This window comes from Nocardioides oleivorans (assembly GCF_004137255.1).
GTDB classification, from domain to species: domain Bacteria; phylum Actinomycetota; class Actinomycetes; order Propionibacteriales; family Nocardioidaceae; genus Nocardioides; species Nocardioides oleivorans.
The window spans coordinates 1,774,679-1,796,041 of the sequence record NZ_SDWT01000001.1 but is presented as its reverse complement, the minus strand read 5'-3'; the positions used below and the strand labels follow the sequence as shown (position 1 = coordinate 1,796,041).

Annotated in this window: 21 protein-coding genes; 12 read left to right on the top strand and 9 right to left on the bottom strand. The window is 72.0% G+C overall.

Translation table 11 applies throughout. The features are described from left to right. Positions 1-112: 112 nt before the first annotated feature. Complete coding sequence (locus EUA93_RS08525; RefSeq protein ID WP_129399736.1) at positions 113-688, top strand: DnaJ family domain-containing protein; 576 nt, start codon at positions 113-115, stop codon at positions 686-688. Positions 689-697: 9 nt separating this feature from the next. Here EUA93_RS08525 and EUA93_RS08520 read toward each other — a convergent pair whose 3' ends face one another. Then, the gene (locus EUA93_RS08520) at positions 698-1,060 is read right to left on the bottom strand and encodes an NADH-quinone oxidoreductase subunit A (protein ID WP_129399735.1); all 363 of its coding nucleotides are present in this window, start codon (positions 1,058-1,060) and stop codon (positions 698-700) included. A 213-nt stretch (positions 1,061-1,273) separates the two neighbouring features. Here EUA93_RS08520 and EUA93_RS08515 point away from each other — a divergent pair, with 213 nt between their 5' ends. From EUA93_RS08515 to EUA93_RS21545, 3 genes are all read left to right on the top strand, one after another. Then, on the top strand, positions 1,274-2,365 hold the full coding sequence (locus tag EUA93_RS08515; protein ID WP_129399734.1) for an HpcH/HpaI aldolase/citrate lyase family protein: 1,092 nt from the start codon (positions 1,274-1,276) through the stop codon (positions 2,363-2,365). Further along, the gene (locus EUA93_RS08510; protein ID WP_129399733.1) at positions 2,362-3,228 is read left to right on the top strand and encodes an HpcH/HpaI aldolase/citrate lyase family protein; all 867 of its coding nucleotides are present in this window, start codon (positions 2,362-2,364) and stop codon (positions 3,226-3,228) included. The genes EUA93_RS08515 and EUA93_RS08510 overlap by 4 nt, the downstream gene beginning before the upstream one ends. 116 nt (positions 3,229-3,344) lie before the next feature. Further along, a complete protein-coding gene (locus tag EUA93_RS21545) occupies positions 3,345-3,491 on the top strand; it encodes a hypothetical protein (RefSeq protein WP_165355095.1) in 147 nt (48 codons plus the stop codon). Between the two features lie 68 nt (positions 3,492-3,559). Here EUA93_RS21545 and EUA93_RS08505 read toward each other — a convergent pair whose 3' ends face one another. Then, entirely contained in the window at positions 3,560-5,356 is a 1,797-nt protein-coding gene (locus tag EUA93_RS08505; protein ID WP_165355094.1) for a glycerophosphoryl diester phosphodiesterase membrane domain-containing protein, read from the bottom strand. A 27-nt stretch (positions 5,357-5,383) separates the two neighbouring features. Here EUA93_RS08505 and EUA93_RS08500 point away from each other — a divergent pair, with 27 nt between their 5' ends. Next, positions 5,384-6,739: an MFS transporter gene (locus EUA93_RS08500; protein WP_476703582.1), complete on the top strand. Its 1,356-nt coding sequence runs from the start codon at positions 5,384-5,386 to the stop codon at positions 6,737-6,739. Between the two features lie 3 nt (positions 6,740-6,742). Here EUA93_RS08500 and EUA93_RS08495 read toward each other — a convergent pair whose 3' ends face one another. Next, the gene (locus EUA93_RS08495) at positions 6,743-7,780 is read right to left on the bottom strand and encodes a M48 family metallopeptidase (RefSeq protein ID WP_129399730.1); all 1,038 of its coding nucleotides are present in this window, start codon (positions 7,778-7,780) and stop codon (positions 6,743-6,745) included. 77 nt (positions 7,781-7,857) lie between these two features. On the opposite strand from EUA93_RS08495, the gene EUA93_RS08490 reads away from it, so the two are divergent. After that, complete coding sequence (locus EUA93_RS08490; protein ID WP_129399729.1) at positions 7,858-9,123, top strand: phosphotransferase family protein; 1,266 nt, start codon at positions 7,858-7,860, stop codon at positions 9,121-9,123. A 177-nt stretch (positions 9,124-9,300) separates the two neighbouring features. On the opposite strand, the gene hutU is transcribed toward EUA93_RS08490, so the two are convergent. Then, complete coding sequence (hutU, locus tag EUA93_RS08485) at positions 9,301-11,007, bottom strand: urocanate hydratase (RefSeq protein ID WP_129399728.1); 1,707 nt, start codon at positions 11,005-11,007, stop codon at positions 9,301-9,303. A gap of 53 nt (positions 11,008-11,060) precedes the next feature. On the opposite strand from hutU, the gene EUA93_RS08480 reads away from it, so the two are divergent. Continuing rightward, positions 11,061-11,546, top strand: coding sequence for a hypothetical protein (locus tag EUA93_RS08480; RefSeq protein WP_129399727.1), 486 nt, complete (start codon positions 11,061-11,063; stop codon positions 11,544-11,546). Between the two features lie 11 nt (positions 11,547-11,557). On the opposite strand, the gene hutH is transcribed toward EUA93_RS08480, so the two are convergent. Continuing rightward, positions 11,558-13,105, bottom strand: coding sequence for a histidine ammonia-lyase (hutH, locus tag EUA93_RS08475; protein ID WP_129399726.1), 1,548 nt, complete (start codon positions 13,103-13,105; stop codon positions 11,558-11,560). A gap of 159 nt (positions 13,106-13,264) precedes the next feature. Here hutH and EUA93_RS21540 point away from each other — a divergent pair, with 159 nt between their 5' ends. The 3 genes from EUA93_RS21540 (at position 13,265) to EUA93_RS08460 (ending at position 17,325) form a co-directional block, all read left to right on the top strand. Next, positions 13,265-13,927, top strand: a complete 663-nt coding sequence (locus tag EUA93_RS21540) for a hypothetical protein (RefSeq protein ID WP_165355093.1) — start codon at positions 13,265-13,267, stop codon at positions 13,925-13,927. Position 13,928: 1 nt separating this feature from the next. Further along, positions 13,929-14,690 (top strand): IclR family transcriptional regulator, encoded by a 762-nt coding sequence (locus tag EUA93_RS08465; RefSeq protein WP_129399724.1) that lies wholly within the window; start codon positions 13,929-13,931, stop codon positions 14,688-14,690. A 76-nt stretch (positions 14,691-14,766) separates the two neighbouring features. Then, complete coding sequence (locus EUA93_RS08460; protein ID WP_129399723.1) at positions 14,767-17,325, top strand: amidohydrolase family protein; 2,559 nt, start codon at positions 14,767-14,769, stop codon at positions 17,323-17,325. Positions 17,326-17,328: 3 nt separating this feature from the next. On the opposite strand, the gene EUA93_RS08455 is transcribed toward EUA93_RS08460, so the two are convergent. Genes EUA93_RS08455 through EUA93_RS08440 form a run of 4 tightly spaced genes read right to left on the bottom strand, consistent with a single transcriptional unit; the run spans position 17,329 to position 20,477 of the window. Then, positions 17,329-18,183: a hypothetical protein gene (locus tag EUA93_RS08455; protein ID WP_129399722.1), complete on the bottom strand. Its 855-nt coding sequence runs from the start codon at positions 18,181-18,183 to the stop codon at positions 17,329-17,331. After that, positions 18,180-18,539, bottom strand: a complete 360-nt coding sequence (locus tag EUA93_RS08450; protein ID WP_129399721.1) for a hypothetical protein — start codon at positions 18,537-18,539, stop codon at positions 18,180-18,182. Before EUA93_RS08450 ends, EUA93_RS08455 begins: the two co-directional genes overlap by 4 nt. Continuing rightward, the gene (locus EUA93_RS08445; protein ID WP_129399720.1) at positions 18,536-20,152 is read right to left on the bottom strand and encodes a putative T7SS-secreted protein; all 1,617 of its coding nucleotides are present in this window, start codon (positions 20,150-20,152) and stop codon (positions 18,536-18,538) included. Before EUA93_RS08445 ends, EUA93_RS08450 begins: the two co-directional genes overlap by 4 nt. Position 20,153: 1 nt before the next feature. Continuing rightward, positions 20,154-20,477 (bottom strand): WXG100 family type VII secretion target, encoded by a 324-nt coding sequence (locus EUA93_RS08440; RefSeq protein ID WP_129399719.1) that lies wholly within the window; start codon positions 20,475-20,477, stop codon positions 20,154-20,156. Positions 20,478-20,628: 151 nt separating this feature from the next. On the opposite strand from EUA93_RS08440, the gene EUA93_RS08435 reads away from it, so the two are divergent. Next, entirely contained in the window at positions 20,629-20,946 is a 318-nt protein-coding gene (locus tag EUA93_RS08435) for a WXG100 family type VII secretion target (protein WP_129399718.1), read from the top strand. Continuing rightward, on the top strand, positions 20,943-21,242 hold the full coding sequence (locus tag EUA93_RS08430; protein WP_129399717.1) for a hypothetical protein: 300 nt from the start codon (positions 20,943-20,945) through the stop codon (positions 21,240-21,242). Before EUA93_RS08435 ends, EUA93_RS08430 begins: the two co-directional genes overlap by 4 nt. Positions 21,243-21,363: the final 121 nt, after the last annotated feature.

The following is a 21,363-nucleotide window of genomic DNA, read 5'->3' as shown; positions in this document are numbered from 1 at the left end:
CGCTCCCCGCCGGACCCGGGTCCGCACCTCCACCTCAGGTGCCGCGTGCCTGTCCTCGAGGACGAGATGTCTGCGCCCGATGGCCGCGAGACCGGCCACGTAAACTGGCGCCATGCCGGAGCAGGACCGGAAGGACGACGGGTTCGAGGTGGCCGACGCCGAGGAGGTGCGGCGCGAGTCCGAGCGCGATGCCCGGACCAGCCGCTCGGCAGCCGCGGCCAGGATCGCGCAGCAGGCGACCTGGGTCGACCTGCAGGTGCGCCAGGCGATGGAGCGCGGCGACTTCGACGACCTGCCCGGTCAGGGCAAGCCGATCGAGGGCCTCGGCGTCGAGCACGACCCCGACTGGTGGGTCAAGAAGCTCGTCGAGCGCGAGAACATCGCCGTCCTCCCGCCCGCGCTCGCGCTGCGCAAGGAGGACGCCGAGCTGGAGGCGAGGCTCGACCGGATCACCGCCGAGACCGAGCTGCGTCGCGAGCTGGACGACTTCAACAAGCGGGTCGTCGAGGCGCGGCGCCAGCTCCAGGGCGGCCCGCCCGTGGTGACCCCGACCCGTGACGTCGACGCGGAGGTCGTCGCCTGGCGCGAACGTCGTACGGCCCGGATCGAGGCCCAGCGCGCGGCGAGGGCCGCCGCCGACGAGGCCGCACCGCGGCGCCCGTGGTGGCGCCGGGTCACCGGTCGCTGAGCGACCCGGTCAGTCCCACTCGAGGCCGCCGCGTCGCCACTCGTAGGCGTAGGCGATCGAGAGGTTGAGGACGAACAGGACGACCGCGAGGTAGCCGAACGTGCCGAGCTGGTCGAAGTGGATGGCCCACGGCACCAGGAACATGATCTCGATGTCGAAGATGATGAACGACATCGCGATCGTGTAGTAGCGCACCGGGATGGTGCGCCTGCCCCGGCCCGGGTCGTCGACCGGCTGGATCCCGCACTCGTAGGACTCGAGCCGGACCCGGTTGTAGCGGCGCGGTCCCACGACCGAGCTCATCAGCACCGAGCCGACCGCGAACAGCCCGGCGATCAGCGACAGCACGATCACCGGCAGGTAGAGCTCCATCGTGACTCCTCGTCGTCGGGGGCCTACGACACAGAGTCGTACAGGAAATACCAAAGGACGAGAGGGGGCTTCGCACCCCGGTTTCACGGTTGTCGGCCGAGATCTCGGCCGACAAGCGTGAGAGTCCCCGGATATCCGGTGACTCGAGCGAGACCACGATCCGAGAGACATGCGTCATATCCGCGGTCCGCTACGCGGCGGTAGTTTGCGCCCATGACACGACCCGCCAAGGACTTCTTCGCCCCCCTGGCCGTCGGGGCGCCCGCGCCGCTGCGCGAGATCCCGGCCCGCCCGAGCCGGGCGATCCACTTCTTCGACCCGGGCAACGAGAAGATGGCGGCCAAGGTCCCCGACATGGTCGGGACCGTCGACGTCCTCCTCGGCAACCTCGAGGACGCGGTCAAGGCGGAGAACAAGGAGAAGTCGCGTCAGGGCCTGGTCGACATCGGCAAGGCCAACGCCCACCTGGGCAGCACCGCCGGGCCGACCCAGTTCTGGACCCGGATCAACTCCCTCGACAGCCCGTGGGCGCTCGACGACCTCACCACGCTGGTCCCCGAGATCGGCGACAGGCTCGACGTGATCATGGTGCCGAAGGTGCAGGGCGCCGAGGACATCCACTACGTCGACCGGCTGCTCGCCCAGCTCGAGGCGAAGGCCGGCCTCACCAGGCCGCTGCAGGTGCACGCGATCCTCGAGACCGCGCGCGGGGTGGCCAACATCGAGGAGATCTGCGCGGCCAGCCCTCGCATGCAGGGCCTCTCCCTCGGCCCGGCCGACCTCGCCGCCGACCGCCGGATGAAGACCACCCGCGTCGGTGGCGGGCACCCCGGCTACCTCGTGCGCCAGGACCCCCCGCGCGACGACCTCGGCGTCCAGCAGTACGACGCCCCGCGGACGTCGTACCAGCAGGACCTGTGGCACTACACGATCGCCCGGATGGTCGACGCGTGCGCGATGCACGGGATCTTCCCCTACTACGGGCCGTTCGGGGACATCAAGGACACCGTCGCGTGCGAGGACCAGTTCCGCAACGCGTTCCTCCTCGGCTGCGTCGGGGCGTGGAGCCTGCACCCCGTCCAGATCAAGATCGCGCACCAGGTCTTCTCCCCCAGCGTCGAGGACGTCGCGCACGCCCGCCGGGTCATCGCCGCGATGGGCGACGGCACGGGCGCGGTGATGATCGACGGGAAGATGGAGGACGACGCCTCGGTCAAGCAGTGCCAGGTGATGGTGCGGCTGGCCGACGAGCTCGCCGCGATCGACCCGGACCTCAAGGCGCTCTACGACGGGATCGACGCATGAGTGACTTCACCCCCCTCCGCTCGGTGCTCTACATGCCCAGCTCCAACGAGCGGGCGCTGGAGAAGGCGAAGTCGATCGCCTGCGACGCCCTGATCCTCGACCTCGAGGACGCCGTCGCCCCCGACGCGAAGTCCTCCGCTCGTGAGGCCGCCGCCGCGGCGGCCGCCAGCGGTGACTACGGCCGGCGCACGGTCGCCATCCGGGTCAACGGCATCGGCACCGAGTGGCACGCCGCCGACCTCGTCGCCGCGGCCGCCGCCGGTCCCGACGCGATCGTCGTGCCCAAGGTCGACACCCCCGACCAGGTCCGTGGCCTCGCCACCGCGCTCGAGTGGGCCGGCGCCCCCGAGCACACGAAGCTGTGGGCGATGATCGAGACGCCCCGGGCGATCTTCGACGTCCGCGAGATCGCGGCCGCGTCGCCGCGGCTCACGGCGCTGGTCGTCGGCACCAACGACCTCGTCAAGGAGCTGTACGCCGAGCACGTCCCGGGGCGGGCGCCCATCCTGCCGAGCCTCCACACGATCCTGCTCGCCGGCCGTGCTGCCGGCATCGCGGTGATCGACGGCGTCTACAACGACGTGAAGGACACCGAGGGCTTCCTCGCCGAGTGCACGCAGGCCCGCCAGATGGGGTTCGACGGCAAGACGCTCGTCCACCCCGGCCAGGTCGAGGGGGCCAACACCGCCTTCGCCCCGAGCGAGCAGGCGGTCGAGGACGCGCGAGGCCTCATCGCCGCCTTCGAGGACGGCAAGGGGGCCGGTGTGGTGACCTACCAGGGCAAGATGGTGGAGAACCTCCACGTCGAGTCGGCCAGGCGCACGCTGGCGATCCACGAGGCGGTCGGCGCGCTCGACGGCTGAGACGTCCGACTTCCGGACACCACCCTCAGGGATGGAGCGAACTTCACAATCCGGCGCGACATCGGCAGAGTGGCCGGGCCGCCCAGCGCGGGCGGCAGAACAAAGGAGTGAAGACCATGGTTGTCCTCGGACTGATCCTTCTGATCATCGGACTGCTCGTCGCATCGGCCAAGATCCTCGTCACGATCGGCCTGATCCTGATCGTCGTGGGCCTCGTGCTCAACTTCGTCCCGATCGGCGGCACTAACCGCCGCGTCTTCTAGCGGCTCACCCCAGCCGCTCACAGGCCCCGGACACCTGGTGTCCGGGGCCTGCGTGCGTCCGGAGGACCTCAGGAGCGGGGGCCGAGGATCCGCAGCGCGCCGTCGAGGAACTGGCCCACCGGGCTCTCGACCATCGCGCCGAGCTCGCGGTCGGCGACGGCCGAGCCGACCCGGTCGGTGATGATCCCGTCGACGCCGCGGCGGATGTAGGACCGCAGCAGCCCGGAGTCGTTGACCGTCCACACCCAGACGTCCTTGCCGGCGTCCCGACCCTCACGGCGGATCCGGTCGGAGAAGGACCAGTCCTCGACCACGACGAAGTCGGCGCTCGTGGCCGGCAGCGCGCCGATGTTGAACGGCACGACGTAGCCCACGTCCTGGGGCACCAGCTCGCCGACCTGCTCGACCAGGTCCCGGTCGAGCGACTGCACCAGCCAGTCGTCGGGGACGTCGAGCGCCGCGAGGTCGGCGGCCACCCGCTCGGCGAAGCCGGGGGCCTCGTGGCCGTGCGGCTTCAGCTCCACCAGGAGGCGGACGCCGAGCTCCTCCGCGCGGGCGGCGTACTCCTCGAAGGACGGCAGCGTCGCCTCGAGACGTCCGACCCGCAGCGGCGTGCCGACGAGGTCCGCGAGGTCCTCCTCCCACACGTCGACGTCCTTGCCCGCCAGCCGCCCGAGGTTCACGTCGTGCATGACCACGAGCTGCTGGTCCCTGGTCTCCAGCACGTCCATCTCGACCACGTCGGCGCCCGCCTCGGCGGCCGCCTCCAGCGCCGGGATCGTGTTCTCGACGGCCTCGGCGGTGTAGCCGCGGTGCCCCACCACGACGGTTGAGGACGGGTCACGCACGACCCGCAGGTCCGCAGCGTGGGCAAGCGTCCCGATCCCGAGCGCGACCGCAGCGACCAGCCCGGCCGCCGCCGTGACCAGCCGCCGGTTGCGCGGTCGCATCCGCCGAGGCCGTACGTCGGGCTCGTCGGTGAGGTCACGCTCCCAGGACACCAGCCAGAGGGTCACCCAGGCCGCCGCGATGCCGAGCGCGACGAAGCGGGCGAGGTCGACGAGCGCGAGCGAGAAGCCCGGCCACCAGACACTCTCGCTGCCACCGACCGAGGCGGCCAGCGCCGTCACCACCAGCGCCAGCCCGGAGACGAGGGCGAGCACGACCACCAGCACCGCGGCCGCCCCGGCGAGCACGACCGCGGGTCGCCACGGCACCCAGCCGGTGGCACGGAAGCTGTCCCGCATCGCGCCGGGCAGCCTGCGTTCGGAGCCGAGGAAGATCGCCAGGGTGAGGACCAGCCGCAGCGCCAGGTAGACGATCACGGCGTTGAGCAGCCACCACGTGATCGCGCCGCCGGTGGTCTTGGTGAGCTCGCCGCCGATGAAGGCCGGCACCGCGACGTGCGTGGTGAGTCCGCTGGTGATGCCGATGTTGGCGAGCGGGAGGAGGAAGACCGCGTAGAGCGCGAAGAGGAGCACCGACGTCACGTCGAGCTTGCGGACCATGTGCAGCAGGTCGTCGACGAAGCCACGCAGCTGGATGCTGTCGCCCTCGAGGTGCCGCTGGGCGGCCAGCGTCAGCACGGCCAGCTCCAGGAAGACCAGCGCGATGGCCACGGCGGAGAAGACCACCAGCACCAGGACGGTCAGCGGGCTCAGCAGCACCGAGCTGATCGAGTCCATGTTGACCGCACCCTCGTCGACGGTGTCGAGCGCGAGGTCGAAGAGACGACCCAGGAGGGGCATGGCCACCCCGAGGACGAAGGCGTGCACGAGCGCGACGATCGAGAGGTAGCCGACGAGGTGTCGCCGGAGCACGCGCGTCGCCACCCGTGCCGGGGGTACGCCGATCAGCGGTTCCACGCGCACCAGTATGGGTCCGGAACCCGCGTGCCAGCTGTCGGAGGTCACCGGCATGATCATCGGGTGAGCTCCTCGGTGACCCTGCGCCAGTTCTGGACCCAGCTGTCGCGCGAGGGTCGCTGGCTGCTCTCCACCGTGGCCGTCCAGACGCTCGGGCGCGGGCTGACGCTGCCCTTCACCGTCATCTACCTCCACGAGGTGCGCGGCTTCTCCCTCGACCTCGCGGGCGCCCTCATGGCGTTCATCGCGGTCGTCGCCCTCCTGGTGACCGGTCCCGGCGGTGCGCTCACCGACCGCGTCGGCGCCCGGGCGGTCCTGCTGCTGGCGACCACCTGCCAGCTGGTCGGCTGCGCGATCCTCGCCTTCGCGACGACACCCGTCCTCGCCGCCCTCGCGATGGCCTTCCTCGGCATCAACTTCGGGATGTCGTGGCCGGCGTTCAACTCGCTCATCGCCGCGGTCACCACCGGCGAGATGCGCCAGCAGTACTTCGGCATCAACTTCGCCCTGGTCAACCTCGGCATCGGGGTCGGCGGCATCATCGGCGGCATCTACGCCGACGTGTCGCAGCCGCACACGTTCACCGTCATCTTCCTCGCCGACGCCGCCAGCATGCTCGTGCCGATCGGCCTCCTCCTCGGGCCGCTGCGCCACGTCACCAGCCGGCACGAGACGCCTGACGATGCCGAGGTCGGCAGCGGCTCCTACCTCGCGATCCTGCGCAACCCGGCGGTGATCGGGATGACCGGCCTGACCTTCATGGCGGTCTTCGTCGGCTACGCCCAGCTCGAAGCCGGGTTCCCCGCCTTCGCGCGGACGGTGGGTGGCGTGTCGACCGGCGTGATCGGCTTCTCCTTCGCGATCAACACGGCCGTCATCGTGCTGCTGCAGTTCCTGGTGCTGCGCCGCATCGCCGGGCGCCGTCGTACGCGCGTCATGCTCGTGATGTGCGTCCTCTGGGCGCTGTCGTGGACGACGCTCGGTGCCACGGGCCTGGTCCCGGGTGCAGCGGCCTCGATCGGGGTGCTGACGTTCATGGCGCTCTTCGCGCTGGGCGAGACGATGATGCAGCCGACCATCCCCGCGATCACCAACGACATGGCGCCCGACCACCTGCGCGGCCGCTACAACGCGGTCAACGCCGGCGCCTTCCAGGCCGGCGCGATCGGCGGTCCGCTGTTCGCCGGCTTCGTCCTCGACCGGGGGTGGAGCACCGCCTACGTCGCGTTGCTGGTCGCGGGCTGCGCCGTGATCGCGGTGCTCGCGCTGGTGGTCGAGCGGCTGATCCCGCCCTCGGTCAACGGTGTGCCGGACGAGCCGGTCCTCACCGCAGACCCGGCCACGGGTGAGCGGGCGCCCCAGGGGCAGCCCGGGACGACCTGACGATCAGGCGACGTCGCCGTCGCCGCTGCCACGGCGGAACCGGTCGTTGAGCCAGCCGCTCGCCTGACCCATCCAGCCGGCCAGGTCGTGGACGAGCCTGCCGAGGGTGTCCTGCGTGCGCTCGAAGGCGTCGGAGTAGCTGGCGGCCGCCTCCTGCGCGGCCGCGCTGACCGAGGCGGTGTCGTCGTCGGCGCGGCGCGGGTAGTCGCCGCCGAGGATGGCGGTGTAGGCGCCGGTGTCGATCCAGCGACGCAGCTCGGTGGCGCGCACGACGGCGAACGGGTGGGTCTGCTGCTGGAGCAGCGACAGCTTGATGAGCGACTCGCGGACGTCGCCGCCCTCGTCGTACTCCGCTCCCTGCTGGAGGAAGGAGGTGACGTCGAGCTCCTCGAGCTCGCCGCCGCTGGCCAGCTTCATGTGCGTGCGCAGCGCCGCGGTCGGGTCCTGGCTGGCGAGCAGGCCGGCACGGTCGGCCGACAGCTCGGCCTTGCGCGACCACTCGAGCAGGCCGACGGTGACCATCCGGATGCCGATGGCGCCGCCCGGGATGGCGTTGAGCAGTCCGCCGAGGCCGAGCAGGCGCAGCAGTAGCGTGCGGTAGACCGCGTGGCCGCTGATGGCGTGGCCGAGCTCGTGCCCGATGACGAAGCGCAGCTCGTCGTCGTCGAGGTGGTGCACCAGGCCCGACGACAGCACGATGATCGGCTTGTCCATCCCGATCGTCTGGGCGGTCAGCGTCGGGTCGGCCTGGACGTACAGCTCCGGCAGGGTGGTGCAGTCGAGGCTCCGACCCACCTCGGCGAGCAGCCGGTGCAGACGGGCGAACTGCCGCTCGTCGACGCGCACCGCCGAGCCGAGCAGCGTGAGCCGCCACGCCCGCTCGCGGAACACTCCCGACATGGTCTTGAGCAGCACGTCGAAGCCCTTGAGCCTGCGCAGCGCGACCAGCGCACCCCGGTCGGCGGGGTGCTCCCACGCGCGCGAGCTGATGTCGGTCAGCACGGCGCGCTGACGCGCCGGCTTCTTGTCCCCCGTTGCCATGCCCGCATCCTCACCCATGGCGCCGGGAAAGTCAGCCGTTCGAAAGTCTTGCCCCCGCGGTGTGCCACGCTGCTGGCATGGCCCGGCCGCCGCGCACCGTCCACGTCGCGCTGACGGACGGTGAGCGGCTGTGGGTCGGACCTGATGGCGAGCTGCCGCACTTCGTGCACGACCCTGAGGCGGGCGGACCGACCCCCACCGCCACCGCCAGCAGCCTGCTCACCGACGCGGTCCACCTCGCTCCGGTGGTCACGCTCGACGAGGGCTCGCGCCTGCACGTCGTGGGCTCCCGCGGGGGTACGCCGACCGACGGGCGCTGGATCCGCGTGGACGCCCTGCCCGACGAGCTGCACGCACGCGTCGCGACGGCGGCCGGCCAGCACTGGGGCACACCGCCGGAGCGCCGTCCGGCCTGGTACCGACCGGGCTGGCACGAGGCGGTCGAGACCTGGGTCGACGAGGCGCTGTCGGCGACCGACCGGACCCGGACCGGTCGTCTCCGAACCCACCGCGTGTGGAGCATCTCCGCGGTCCACACGATCCCGACCGACCGCGGGTCCGCCTGGTTCAAGGCCAGCTGCGACCACTTCGGCGCGGAGGCGGCCATCGTCGCGACCGTCGCGACACACCTGCCGGGCCTGGTCCCGCAGGTGATCGCCGTCGACCGGGAGCGATCCTGGCTGCTCACCGAGCCGCTCCCGGGAGTCTCGGAAGACGGCGCGTCGCCGGACGCCGCTGAGGCCCTCTCCCCGCTGTGGGCAGCCGCCCAGCTGGACTCGACCCGCTGGCTCGGCGAGCTCCGCAGCGCCGGCGCTCCCGACCGCGGGTTGGAGCCGACACTGTCCGCGTGGCGCGAGGCCCTGGCGACCAATACGGAGCTCGACGAGCTGACCGACGACGAGCGCGGCCAGCTCGCCTCGGCGATCCCCGTGGTCGAGTCGCGGCTCCGAGAGCTCTGGGCCTGCGGCTTCCCCGACACCCTCGCCCACGGCGACCTCCACTCGGGCAACGTGGCCCACGACGGCCAGCACCTGCGGATCTTCGACTGGAGCGACGGGTGCACCACCCACCCGTTCCTCGACGGCACCCACCTCGCCCACTGGCTCGCGGAGGCGGACGGCACACCGGCCGAACAGCATGTACGCACCGTGCTGGCGCCGTGGCGCGAGGCGTTCCCGGCCGCCGACTTCGAGCGTGCGGTCGAGCTGGCGCCGCTCGCCGACCTCGTGTTCCAGACGGTGACCTTCGACGGGCTCACGCGGTCGATCGAGCCGGGCACCGGTGACTTCGACGGGATCGTCGCGATGCTGACCCGCAAGGTGCTCGCGGTGGTCTCCGCCTGAGTCGAGGGCGACCGTCAGGGCCGTTGCCGAGAGCCTGCCGGCCACCAGGGCGCGGCGGGTCGCTGACGACGTACGGCGTGTCGCGGGCCGTCGACGCCTCAACGGGCCCCAGCGGCCGAGTCGTCGTCCACGTGCCGCACCCTGCCACTGGGACCGGCCAGTGCCGTCCCGAGACCCTCAGCCGCGGGACACCGGCGCGACCGGGATCCTCACCCCGCGCTCGTCGGCGACCTCGATGGCGCGGTCGTAGCCCGCGTCGACGTGGCGGATGACACCCATGCCGGGGTCGTTGGTCAGCACCCGCTCGATCTTCTCCGCGGCGAGGTCGGTGCCGTCGGCGACCGTCACCTGGCCGGCGTGGAGCGAGCGACCGATGCCGACGCCGCCGCCGTGGTGGAACGACACCCACGTTGCGCCGGAGGCGGTGTTGACCAGCGCGTTGAGGATCGCCCAGTCGGCGATCGCGTCGGAGCCGTCGAGCATCGACTCGGTCTCGCGGTAGGGCGAGGCGACGGAGCCGCAGTCGAGGTGGTCGCGGCCGATCACGATCGGCGCCTTCAGCTCGCCGCTGGCGACCATCTCGTTGAACTTCGCGCCGGCCTTCGCGCGGTCGCCGTACCCGAGCCAGCAGATGCGCGCCGGCAGGCCCTGGAACTGCACGCGCTCGCGGGCCATGTCGAGCCACGCGTGCAGCCGGGCGTACTCCGGCTTCTCGTCGGCCGGGAAGAGTTCCTTGATCGCGCGGTCGGTGGCGTAGATGTCCTCGGGGTCGCCCGACAGCGCGGCCCAGCGGAACGGGCCCTTGCCCTCGCAGAAGAGGGGCCGGATGTAGGCCGGGACGAACCCGGGGAACTCGAACGCCCGGTCGTAGCCGCCCTTGCGGGCCTCGTCGCGGATCGAGTTGCCGTAGTCGAAGACCTCGGCGCCGGCGTCCTGGAGCTCGACCATCGCCCGGACGTGGCGGGCCATCGACTCCTGGCTGCGCTTGGTGAAGCCGCGCGGGTCGTCGGTGCGCTCGCGCTCCCAGTCGTCGTACGACGTCCCGGCGGGGAGGTAGAAGAGCGGGTCGTGGGCCGAGGTCTGGTCGGTGACGATGTCGATCAGCGGTCCGTCCCCGGCTTCGCCCCGGTCGAGGTGGCGCTCCAGCAGCTCGGGCAGCAGGTCGGCGGCGTTGCCGAGCAGGCCGATCGACAGGCCACGGCGGGCGTCGCGTGCCTCGAGCGCGAGCTCGATCGCGTGGTCGAGGTCGCGAGCCTGGACGTCGAGGTAGCGGGTCTCGAGGCGGCGGTCGATGCGGTGCTGGTCGACCTCGACGCAGATCGCGACGCCGTCGTTCATCGTCACCGCGAGCGGCTGGGCGCCGCCCATGCCACCGAGGCCGGCGGTGACGGTGATCGTCCCGGCGAGGGTGCCGCCGAACTTCTTGTCCGCGATCGCGGCGAAGGTCTCGAAGGTTCCCTGGAGGATGCCCTGGGTGCCGATGTAGATCCACGACCCGGCGGTCATCTGGCCGTACATCGTCAGCCCTAGGTCCTCGAGCCGGCGGAACTCCTCCCAGTTGGCCCAGTCGCCGACCAGGTTGGAGTTGGCGATCAGCACGCGCGGCGCCCACGCATGGGTGCGCATCACCCCGACCGGCTTGCCCGACTGCACGAGGAGCGTCTCGTCGTCCTCGAGGTCACGCAGCGTGCGGAGGAGGGCGTCGTACGCCTCCCAGCTGCGCGCGGCCCTGCCGGTGCCGCCGTAGACGACCAGGTCCTCGGGCCGCTCGGCGTTGTCGGGGTCGAGGTTGTTCATCAGCATCCGCAGCGGCGCCTCGGTCTGCCAGGACTTCGCCGTGAGCTCGGTGCCGTGGGCGGCGTGGATGGGCAACCTGTCGTTCATCGGGGGCTCCTCGGGCACTGTCGGAAGGTGGGTCGGGGGTCTAGGTTCTGGACATGCGAGATCTGGTGCTGGTGCGGTCGGCGGACGACCGTCGCAGGTACGACATCGAGGGCGTGGGCTCGCTGCGCCGGGTCGGACTCTTCTCGCGGACCACGCTGCTCCTCCCGGACGGCGACGAGCCGCTCACCGCTCAGTCGCGCGTCTCGCTCAGCGGCCAGGCCGAGGCGGTCGCCGCGGGCGGTGACGTGGTCGGGGAGTTCTCCGAGCAGACGCTCCTGGGCCACGGCGGAGAGGTCGTCTGGCGCGGCCGCAAGCTCCGGCTCGAGTCCGGCACCGTGCTGATCAGTCGTTACGTCCTGCGCGACGGGAGGACGAGGCTGCTCGAGGTGCAGGCGCGGGGCTGGGGCGACAAGCCGGCCGACGTGACGCTGGGCGACGAGCCGGTCGACCCGGGCCTCGTGCTCTTCGTGCTGTGGCTGGCCCAGGGCTTCGTGGACCACGACTCCGGCACCGGCGTCGCCACGGCCGCGGCCACCTGAGACGGCGCCCCTCACCGCAGCTCCCCGACGACCGCCTCGGCCGCTGCGAGCACCGCGCCGGACTGCACGAGCCCGACGACGGCCTCGATCTCGGGCGACAGGTGCCGGTCGGGCCCGGGCCCGGCGACGCCGCTGGACCGGAGCAGCCCGACGACCGCACCGGTGGCCGGCGACGGGGTCAGCGGAGCTCGCAGGTCGAGCGCGCGCGCGGCCGTGAGCACCTCGATCGCGACCACGCGGGACAGCCCGTCGACGGCCGTGCGCAGCTTGCGGGCGGCATTCCAGCCCATCGACACGTGGTCCTCCTGCATGGCGCTGGAGGGGATCGAATCGACGGACGCCGGCACGGCGAGACGCTTGAGCTCGGAGACGATCGCGGCCTGGGTGTACTGCGCGATCATGTGGCCGCTGTCGACGCCCGGGTCGTCGGCGAGGAACGGCGGCAGCCCGTGGCTGCGCGCCTTGTCGAGGAAGCGGTCCGTGCGCCGCTCGCTGATCGAGGCCACGTCGGCCGCGACGATCGCCAGGAAATCGAGCACGTAGGCCACCGGGGCGCCGTGGAAGTTACCGTTGGACTCCACGCTCTCGCCGATGACCACCGGGTTGTCGATCGCGCTCGCCAGCTCCCGGCCGGCGACCATGGCTGCGTGCTCCACGGTGTCGCGCGCGGCGCCGTGCACCTGGGGCGAGCAGCGCAACGAGTAGGCGTCCTGCACCCGGTTGCAGTCGCCGGTGCGGTGCGACGCCACGATCGCCGAGTCAGCCATCAGCGCGGTCAGGTTGGCCGCGGACAGCGCCTGGCCGGGGTGGGGTCGGATCGCCTGGAGCCCGGGCGCGAAGACCCGGTCGGTGCCGAGCTGGCCCTCGACGCTCATCGCGGCGGCGATGTCGGCGGTGCGCAGCAGCATCCGTAGGTCGGTGATCGCCATGACGAGCATGCCGAGCATCCCGTCGGTGCCGTTGATGAGGGCCAGGCCCTCCTTGGCGACGAGCTCGACCGGCTCGAGCCCCGCTGCGGCCAGCGCGTCCGCGGCAGGCATCAGCGTGCCCGCCGCATCACGCACCTCACCTTCGCCCATCAGCGCCAGCGCGCAGTGCGACAGCGGCGCCAGGTCGCCCGAGCACCCGAGCGAGCCGTACTCCCGCACGACCGGGGTGATGCCGTGCGACAGCAGGTCGGCGATCAGCTGCGCCGTCCCCCGTCGTACGCCGGTGTGGCCGGTGGCGAGCGTGGAGAGGCGCAGCAGCATGAGCCCCCGCACGACCTCGCGCTCGACCTCGGGACCCGAGCCGGCGGCGTGCGAGCGGACGAGGGACCGCTGGAGCTGTGCCCGCATCTCGGTGGGGATGTGGCGCGTGGCGAGGGCACCGAAGCCGGTGCTGACGCCGTAGGTCGGGGTCTCCGCAGCGGCGAGGGTCTCGATGACGCCTCGGGCGTGGTCGATCGCGCCGAGGGCCTCCTCGGTGAGCTCGACGGACGCGCCGTCACGGGCGACCCGGACGACGTCGTCGAAGGAGACGGGACCGACCCCGACCTGGACGGACTGGCTGCTCTGCATGGCTGCCATCAAACTCCCGGCGACCGGAGCGCCACCAGAGCCCCGCGCCCACCCGGGGTCTGACATACGAGACTCGTCCCGAAGGACGGTCGTCGGCGGTGCGCGCGGGGCCGGCCGCCTGCCAGACTGAGGACACCCCTGTCGAGCGAAAGAAGAGTCGTGACTCCCATCGTGATCGTGGTCATCGTGGTGCTGGTGGTGCTGGCCGGAGCACTCGTCCTCGGGCAGCGTACGAGGAGACGGACCGGCATCGAGCGGTCCGAGGAGGTCCGGACGCAGGCCGCGACCGATGCTGCCGCCAGCGTGCCGCAGGCGCAGGAGCACGCCGCCGTGGCCGAGGCCCGGGCAGACGACGCGCGCGCCGAGGCCGACGCCGCCGAGGCTCGGGCCGCCCGGGCGGAGGTCGAGGCGGAGCAGGCGCGGGTCGCGGCCCAGCAGGCCGAGGCCGCCCACGAGGACCAGGTCCGCGAGGCCGACCAGCTCGACCCGCGCGTCGACGAGACCGCCGACGACTACGCACCCCAGGTCCCCAGCTCGGTCGACCAGCAGCCCGCGCCGCCCCCGCCCGCCACCGAGGTGGCCACGGATCCGGCACCCGAGCTGGCACCCGAGCACGCACCAGAGGCGGCACCCGAGCACGCAACCGAGGCAGCACCCGAGGCGGCACCCGAGGCGGAGGCCGACCGGACCCCGCTGCTCCCCCGCCGCACCCCGGGCGCGCAGGAGATGCCGGGCAAGCCGATCGAGCAGACCGACGCCGGCGGCGGCTGGTTCACCAAGCCGTCGTCCCCGGACAGCACCCGGGACGACACCCGGTCGTGACGTGAGCCAGGTCCCGGCCGCGACCCGCACGCTGCGGGTGCTGCGGTTCCTGGCCACGCAGGCCGACCCGGTCCCGCTCGAGCGGATCGTGCGCGCCTGCGACCTGCCGCGGAGCACGGCGTACCACCTGCTCAACACGATGATCGACGAGGGCTTCGTCGTGCACCTGCCCGACGAGCACCGCTACGGCCTCGGCGTCGCGGCGTTCGAGGTCGGCAGCGGCTTCACCCGGCAGGAGCCGCTCGCCCGGCTCGCCCGCCGCCCGCTCGCCGAGCTCGTGGACCGCGCCGGGCACGGCGCGCACCTCGCCGTCCTGCACGGCCGTGACGTGCTCTACGTGATCGAGGAGCGCGCTCCGGGACGGCCGCCGCTGGTCACCGACGTCGGCGTACGGCTGCCGGCGCACCTGACCGCCTCGGGACGCGCGATCCTCGCGGCCCTGCCGGCGAGCCAGGTCCGCGCGCTCTACCCGGACCGCGACGCGTTCGTCGACCGGCACGGCAAGGGTCCCGCGTCGTTGAGCGCCCTGCGGAGCGTGCTGTCGGAGACCCGGCAGCGCGGCCACGCGACCGAGGACGGCGAGGTCACGCCCGGACTGCGGAGCGTCGCCGCGGCCGTGCTCGACCACAACCGGCACCCGGTCGCGGGGGTCGCCGTGACCTTCCCCAGCGACGCCGGCGCCGACGTCGGTGCCATCGCCACGGCCGTCGCCCGGACGGCGACCCGGCTCACCCGACGCGTCAGCGGAGGGGTCGCCCCGTGACCCTGCGCAGGTGACCGTCGTTGGCCCAGCGACGACAGGAGCTCTCGTGGACCGGACGCCTCGCCCCCTTCAGCACGTGCTGATCTCCCTCCTCGCAGCAGGAGGGCTGGTGACCGGCGGTGTCCTGTCCGCGGTGCCCGACGGCGAGCCGTCGGCCGACCTGATCACGACCTACGACGCCGAGAGCCGGGCGCGCGCGGCTGTCCCGGCCGGTCCGGCGCCGATCACCGACCCCGGCGCGATGGCGCTCGCGACGGCCGCGGGGACCGGGCGGCTCGACGGGCACGGCCACGTCCACAACGACCCCCGCACGAAGAACGCGATCAGCCGCAGCGAGGAGGCCGTCGCCCATCCCGACCCGACGACGCCGGCGCAGCGGGAGGCGAGCCGCGCCCGCGTCGCGACCCAGCGCACGTTGAAGGAGCCGAGGCTGACGAGGGTGCCGCTGCGCAGCAAGCGGCAGGTGGTCCCGGAGAGCAGGTACGCCATGGCCGGCGGCTGCTACGACCTCGGCGGGCGGCCGACGACCTTCCAGGCGACCGGGCTGGGGACCTACCTGCTCTACGCCACCGACCGGACCTTCCTCGCCGCCTCCGGCGCGGACGGCGCGACGCAGGCGACGAGCCCGTCGGCCACCTCGGACTGGACGGTCCGCACGGCAGGCCGGGGCAGCTTCACCTTCACCCTCGCGGACGGCCGGTCGCTGCGGCGTACCTCTGGCGGGTTCGCCACCACCAGCGGCGCTGCCAGCCCGATCGGACTCCGCCTCACCGAGGGCTGCACCGCCTTCCCCGAGGTCGAGACCAACGTCAGCGGGCGGCCGTTCGGCGGCGTGACGTCGTTCCAGGAGGTGCGCGGCTACGTCGACCCGCACGTCCACGGCCAGACCCACGAGTTCCTCGGTGGCCGGGTCATCTGCAGCCCGCCGTTCCACAAGTACGGCGCCGCCGCCGCGCTCGTCGACTGCCCCGACCACCAGGTCGCCGACGGTCGCGGCGCGCTCCTCGAGGACGTGCTGGCCAGCCGGACCCCCGGCACCGGCCACGACCCCGTGGGCTGGCCGACGTTCTCCTACTGGCCCAACCCGCACTCGCTGACCCACCAGCAGGTCTACTACAAATGGCTCGAGCGCTCGTGGCGCGCCGGCCTGCGCGTCCACACCAGCCTGCTCACCGAGAACAACGTGCTCTGCGCGATCTACCCGCTCAAGAAGAACTCCTGCGACGACCGCGACGCCGTGCGCCTCCAGGCCCAGGACATGCGCGCCATGCAGGACTACATCGATGCGCAGTACGGCGGCCCCGGCCGCGGCTGGTACCGCATCGTCGGCGATCCGTTCGAGGCCAGGAAGGTCATCAACGAGGGCAAGCTCGCGGTGGTCATGGGCATGGAGACGTCGGTCCCGCTCGGCTGCAACGTGCAGCTCGGGCGACCGACGTGCACCGAGGAGCAGATGCTCGAGGAGCTCGCGCAGATGAGGGCGCTCGGGGTGAGCCAGATGGAGCTCACCAACAAGTTCGACAACGCCTTCACCGGCGTGGCCGGCGACGCAGGGTCCACCGGCACGCTGACCAACGCGGCGAACTTCCTCAACACCGGGTCGTTCCTGCGGATGCGCACGTGCCCCTCGACCAACGCCCCGGGTGTCGAGGACCGGCTCCAGTCGCCGAACCTCGGCGACCTGCCGAGCCCGCCCGGCGGCGAGCAGCTGCCCGACCAGGACGCGATCTTCGGCGCGATCTGGAAGCTCTTCGGCGACACCGGCGTCCAGCCCGGGCCGATCTACCCCGCCGGCCCGCACTGCAACCAGCTCGGCCTCAGCCCCCTCGGCGAGAAGCTGCTGTCGGCGATGATCGACCAGAAGATCCTCTTCGACCCCGACCACATGAGCGTCGCCGGCCGCACCGCCGCGCTCGACTACATGGAGGAGCAGCAGGCCGCCGGCCGGACGCCCGGCGTCGTCTCCTCCCACTCGTGGTCGACGCCCGACGCCTATCCGCGGATCTACCGGATGGGGGGCTTCGTCGCCCCCTACGCCGGTGACTCCACCGGCTTCGTCGAGAAGTGGCGCCAGCACCTGGGGTGGAGCGACCCGCGCTTCTACTTCGGCTTCGGGTTCGGCTCGGACATGAACGGCTTCGGCGCCCAGGGCGACCCGCGCGGAGCCGGCGCGGCCGACCCGGTGACGTACCCGTTCACCGGTCTGGGCGGCGTGCGGATCGACCGGCAGCGCAGCGGCGAGCGGGTCTTCGACATCAACACCGACGGCGTCTCCCACTACGGCCTGTACGCCGACTGGGTCGAGGACGCCGAGCACGTGGCCGGCGCCGACGGTCCCGCCCTCGCCGCCGACCTGGCGCGCGGCGCGGAGGCCTACCTCCAGACGTGGGAGCGCGCCTTCGGCGTCGCCCCCGACTCGTGCCGCAACCCGGGCCTGCGACAGCGGGCGGGTGCCTTCACGAGGGCCGCGACGCCGGGGATCCGCACGCGCGAGCTGATGCGGCGCGTCGGACAACCGTGGCAGCGCCTGGGGCGGGAATTCACCTACTGCGCCACGGCGCCGGGTCGGCAGCGCGTGCTGATGACGGTCGAGCTGTCCCGCGGCGGGAAGGTGAAGACGGTCCGGCGAGCGTGACCGTCAGGCGCGCGGGGCGCGCTGGGTCGGCACCGGGTCGGAGCGGACGCCCTCGGTCTCCGTCAGCTCGGCGGCCGGGGCCACCGCCTGGTAGACGCCGGGCTCGACCTCGGCCGCGCCGAGCTCCTCGACGTCGGCGGCGGACTCGGGAGTGACGAGCACGAGGACCTCCTCGCCCACCTGCTGCAGCACCCGCACCGGGTGGTCGCGCCACCGGGCGACGAGGGCGATGTCGAAGACCTCGCACGCGGAGACCGGGAGCACCCGGACGTGGATGCCGGGGCGGACCTGCGCGAAGCCCTCGGGCACCTGCTCGTCACCGACCCACACCATCTCGACCGACTGCTGGTCGGCGGTGTAGGAGCAGGGCAGGTCGAGGCCGCCGTGCTGGGCGCGCGGCCCGACGAGGTGGAGCGGCGGGATGTAGCCCTTCGCGCCCTCCCACCCGCGCGCGGCGCCGTGGAACCGGGAGAACTCCTGCTCGGAGCCGTCGAGGGAGACCCGGACGAAGCGCGCACTGACCGGCATCCGGGTCATCGTCAGGATCCAGACCGGGGCGGCGTTGCGGAGGAAGCCGGTGGGGTAGGTCGGCCACGGCACCTCGGCATGACCCGGTGCGTTGGTCGGGATCCGCAGGTCCATGAGCGGGTTGGTGCCGAAGCGGATCACGTCCACGTGGTCGGGCGCCTCGCCGAACGGGCCGTCCGCACCGTCGAGGCCCAGGGCCTTGACCCGCTCGACGGGGGTCAGCCCGATCATGTCGTCGGGGCGGTAGACCGCTCCGGTGAGCTCGTCGTGGCCCTGCTCGACGATGCGTCGCGAGAGCTCGGGGACCAGGAGCTTCTCCAGGACGGTCATGCCTCGCGCCTCCTCGGGTGGATGGACGACACCCTCTCAGTCACCTCGGACAGCTCGGCCACGGGGGCAGCGCCGTACCAGCCGTCGCGGGGGCTGCCGCCGAGGCCCTCGCGCTGGGCGAGCTCGCCGTCGTTGGTGAGGAAGCCGACCTCGTCGCCGCCCGCGTCGACGGCGTTGACCGAGATCTCCCCGCCGCGCCAGTGCGCGCGGACGTTGACCGACAGCAGGTCGTCGAGGTCCTCCATCTCGCGGCGTACGCCGTCGATCCAGACGTGGTCGCGCCCGCTCGCCGACACCAGGACCTCGGCGCCGTCGACCACGGCGTAGTGGCCGGGCGCCCTGATCGCGCCGGTCATCGGGGGACGGCGTTCCAGCCGGTGGGGCCGTACTCCGCCACGAGGTGCTGGTTGCCGAGCTTGTCGACGCTCCAGATCTGGTCGCCGACCCGGATCTGCGACGGGTCGACGTTCTTGAACTCGGGGATGCCGCCAGAGGTGTAGCCGTTGCCGGTGAACGGGTTCTCGGGGTTGAGCGCGTCGTCGTTGTACTTCGGGTCGCCACCGAGGTCGGAGTGCCGCGGGATCTCGAACTGGTCGGGGCTGTCGGCCTCGTAGCGCAGCACCTTGATCTCGTCCTGGTCGGGGCTGAACGGCGTCTTGTCGTAGTCGAGGCCGAGCTTCTCGTACATCTCGCGCGGCGTGCGCAGCCCGGAGACGTCCTCGGCACGCGAGGTGAAGCCGAAGGTCTGGTCGGACTTGAAGTAGGGGTTGGTGTCCGAGGAACCCCGCAGGTAGTCCTGGTAGGTGCTCTCCGGGATCACGCGCTGCATCGGCGTCCCGGGCTCGATCCTGATGGCGTTGCGAGCCTCGGTCAGGCGCTGGATCTCGCTGGGGCTCAGGTCGCCGATCGGCTTGTCGACGAGGTGGCGCAGGTCGTCGGGCAGGTTGTCGAGGCGGCGCAGGTCGGCGAGGTCGTCGAGTCGGTTGAGCTTGCCGAGGTCGGACAGGTTGTCGAGCTTGTTGAGGTCGCTCAACGCGTCGATCGCGTCGAGGCCGCCCTTGGCGCCACGCGAGGCGACCGCGCCGGTCCCGGCGGTCGCGACGGCGATGATCGCGTCCGGCACGAGGTGCCCGATCGCGCGAGCGGGGTCGTCGGCCCAGGTGTCCCAGTCGAGCAACGCCTTGCCGAGCTCCTTGCCGAAGCCGAGCGGGTCGGTGGTGAGGCCGGTGTAGATGCCCTTGGCCATGTCCCAGGCGTTCTCCGCGGAGAGCTCGTACTTCTTCATCAGCTCCTCCGGCGTGAGGTCGCCGGTGGCCAGCTTGTAGGAGTCGATGACCAGGTTGACCGGGCTGAAGGGGAACATCGTGAGCAGGTCCCACACGGCCTCGCCGGCACCCTCGAGGATGCCGCCGACGAAGCGCAGGCCCGACTCGAGCCAGTTCGGCTCCTCGGGGGCGTCGGCACAACCGGCCTTCACCTCGCCCGCGCAGATGGAGGCGGCGTTGTCGAGGTCGGACCTGGCCGAGGCGAGGTCGCGCAGCGCCTGCTGCTGGATCGGGTCGCCCCAGTCGTTGAAGGGCTCGGCCTGGTCGGTGCCCCCGCTGGCCCAGTAGGTGCGCATCTGGCCCATGTAGCTGTCGTACTGGTTGCGCGCGCTCTCGGACTCGCGCTGGCCGCGCTCGTACTCCGCCTTGGCCTCGGCCGCCCGTCGCTGCACGTCCTCGAGGACACCGGCGTACGTCCTCAGCCCGGCGGCTGCGCGCTTGAAGCCGTTGCCCGCCTTGGTCCAGCGCTCCGGCTCGAGGTCGTGGGCCTCGCGGAACTGGTCGGCCGCCCGGCCGGTCCAGCCGGAGACGTCGATCTTGCCCAGCGCGTCGCCGGTGTCGTAGAAGAGCTGACCCTTCTGGTCCATCGTCGTCGAGCGCGAGCGGACGCCGACGGGGTTGCCCTTGACCTCGAAGTCCGGCACGTCACATCACCTTGACCGCGGTGATGGTGCCGACGATCCCGGTGAGCGCCTCGTGGCCGGCCTTGTCGGTCTCGAAGTAGTTCATCGCGATCTTGCCGAGCCGGCCGGACATCTCCTCGACGTCCTTGCAGAGGTTGTTCATGCCCTCTTCCCACCGGCCCTTGAACTCGTCGAGCGCGTCCCACACGACGTCGCTGCCGACGTCGTCCTTGCTCGGCACGAGGTCGTCGACGTCCTTGTCCTTGAACAGCTTCACGGTGTCGTTGAGGCCCTGGGCGGCCTTGCCCATGCTCTCGAGGTCGACTTCGTAGTCGTAGGACGGCATGGGTGTGGAGTTCCCCGCGGCGCGACCGCTCAAACCAGCGGCCGTCCGGGCAAAACTGGCGCGTGTGAACCCCCGGTTCCAGGGGTAGGAACGCAGCAGCACCCCTCGACACACACCTCACCCCCGAAGATCGACCGAAGGGAGGCGGCCCGTGGCCGTCGGACTCGTCTACTCCGAGATGCAGGCGGCAGCCCAGGCTGCTGCCGATGCGGTCGATCCGCTCCAGCAGACGCTGCGCGACCTCGCCGCCACGGTCGAGACCGAGGCGGGCAAGGGCTTCAAGGGCCAGGCCGCGGTCGGCTTCGGCGAGGCGATCAACGAGTGGTTCAACGTCGCCGTGACCCTCGCGCCGATCCTCGAGGGCTACGGGCAGAACCTGATGTACGTCGCCCAGGAGCACGCCACCAACGACACCGAGCAGGCGACCCGGGCCGGGCAGCTCGCCGACCGCCTCGGCGGTCCGCGATGAGCGAGCGCGGGCTGGTCGTGCACCAGGGCTCGCTCTCCAGCATGGAGACGGCGATGGCCGACGCGACGACGAAGATCACCGAGCAGATCGACGCGCTGCTCACCCAGGCCGAGTCGCTCACCCCCGGGTGGGACGAGTCCAGCGAGTCGCACATCGCCCACCTGGAGTACCAGCAGAAGCTCCGCGACGGCGTGAAGCGCCTGACCGACGCGCTCGACCAGGTGAAGTCCAAGGTGGCCACCTACCGCGAGGACGCGCGCGAGATCGAGCTGGAGAACGTCGCGATCTCGAACTGATCGCGCCCACCCCCCGGGGTGAAGTTACCTGCGGGTAGGATTCTTCTCACTCGTGGGAGCCTGCCGTCGGTGCGCATGCCGGCCATATGCTCCGGCTCTGTACGTCCCGACCGAGGAGCAG

Bases quoted from the DNA above. Each gene is read 5' to 3' on its own strand.
- EUA93_RS08490 (WP_129399729.1), top strand. From the start codon at position 7,858: ATGGCCCGGCCGCCGCGCACCGTCCACGTCGCGCTGACGGACGGTGAG.
- EUA93_RS08515 (WP_129399734.1), top strand. From the start codon at position 1,274: ATGACACGACCCGCCAAGGACTTCTTCGCCCCCCTGGCCGTCGGGGCG.
- EUA93_RS08510 (WP_129399733.1), top strand. From the start codon at position 2,362: ATGAGTGACTTCACCCCCCTCCGCTCGGTGCTCTACATGCCCAGCTCC.
- EUA93_RS08455 (WP_129399722.1), bottom strand. From the start codon at position 18,183: ATGACCGTCCTGGAGAAGCTCCTGGTCCCCGAGCTCTCGCGACGCATC.
- EUA93_RS08450 (WP_129399721.1), bottom strand. From the start codon at position 18,539: ATGACCGGCGCGATCAGGGCGCCCGGCCACTACGCCGTGGTCGACGGC.
- EUA93_RS08480 (WP_129399727.1), top strand. From the start codon at position 11,061: ATGCGAGATCTGGTGCTGGTGCGGTCGGCGGACGACCGTCGCAGGTAC.
- hutH (WP_129399726.1), bottom strand. From the start codon at position 13,105: ATGCAGAGCAGCCAGTCCGTCCAGGTCGGGGTCGGTCCCGTCTCCTTC.
- EUA93_RS08495 (WP_129399730.1), bottom strand. From the start codon at position 7,780: ATGGCAACGGGGGACAAGAAGCCGGCGCGTCAGCGCGCCGTGCTGACC.
- hutU (WP_129399728.1), bottom strand. From the start codon at position 11,007: ATGAACGACAGGTTGCCCATCCACGCCGCCCACGGCACCGAGCTCACG.
- EUA93_RS08430 (WP_129399717.1), top strand. From the start codon at position 20,943: ATGAGCGAGCGCGGGCTGGTCGTGCACCAGGGCTCGCTCTCCAGCATG.
- EUA93_RS08520 (WP_129399735.1), bottom strand. From the start codon at position 1,060: ATGGAGCTCTACCTGCCGGTGATCGTGCTGTCGCTGATCGCCGGGCTG.
- EUA93_RS08440 (WP_129399719.1), bottom strand. From the start codon at position 20,477: ATGCCGTCCTACGACTACGAAGTCGACCTCGAGAGCATGGGCAAGGCC.
- EUA93_RS08525 (WP_129399736.1), top strand. From the start codon at position 113: ATGCCGGAGCAGGACCGGAAGGACGACGGGTTCGAGGTGGCCGACGCC.
- EUA93_RS21545 (WP_165355095.1), top strand. From the start codon at position 3,345: ATGGTTGTCCTCGGACTGATCCTTCTGATCATCGGACTGCTCGTCGCA.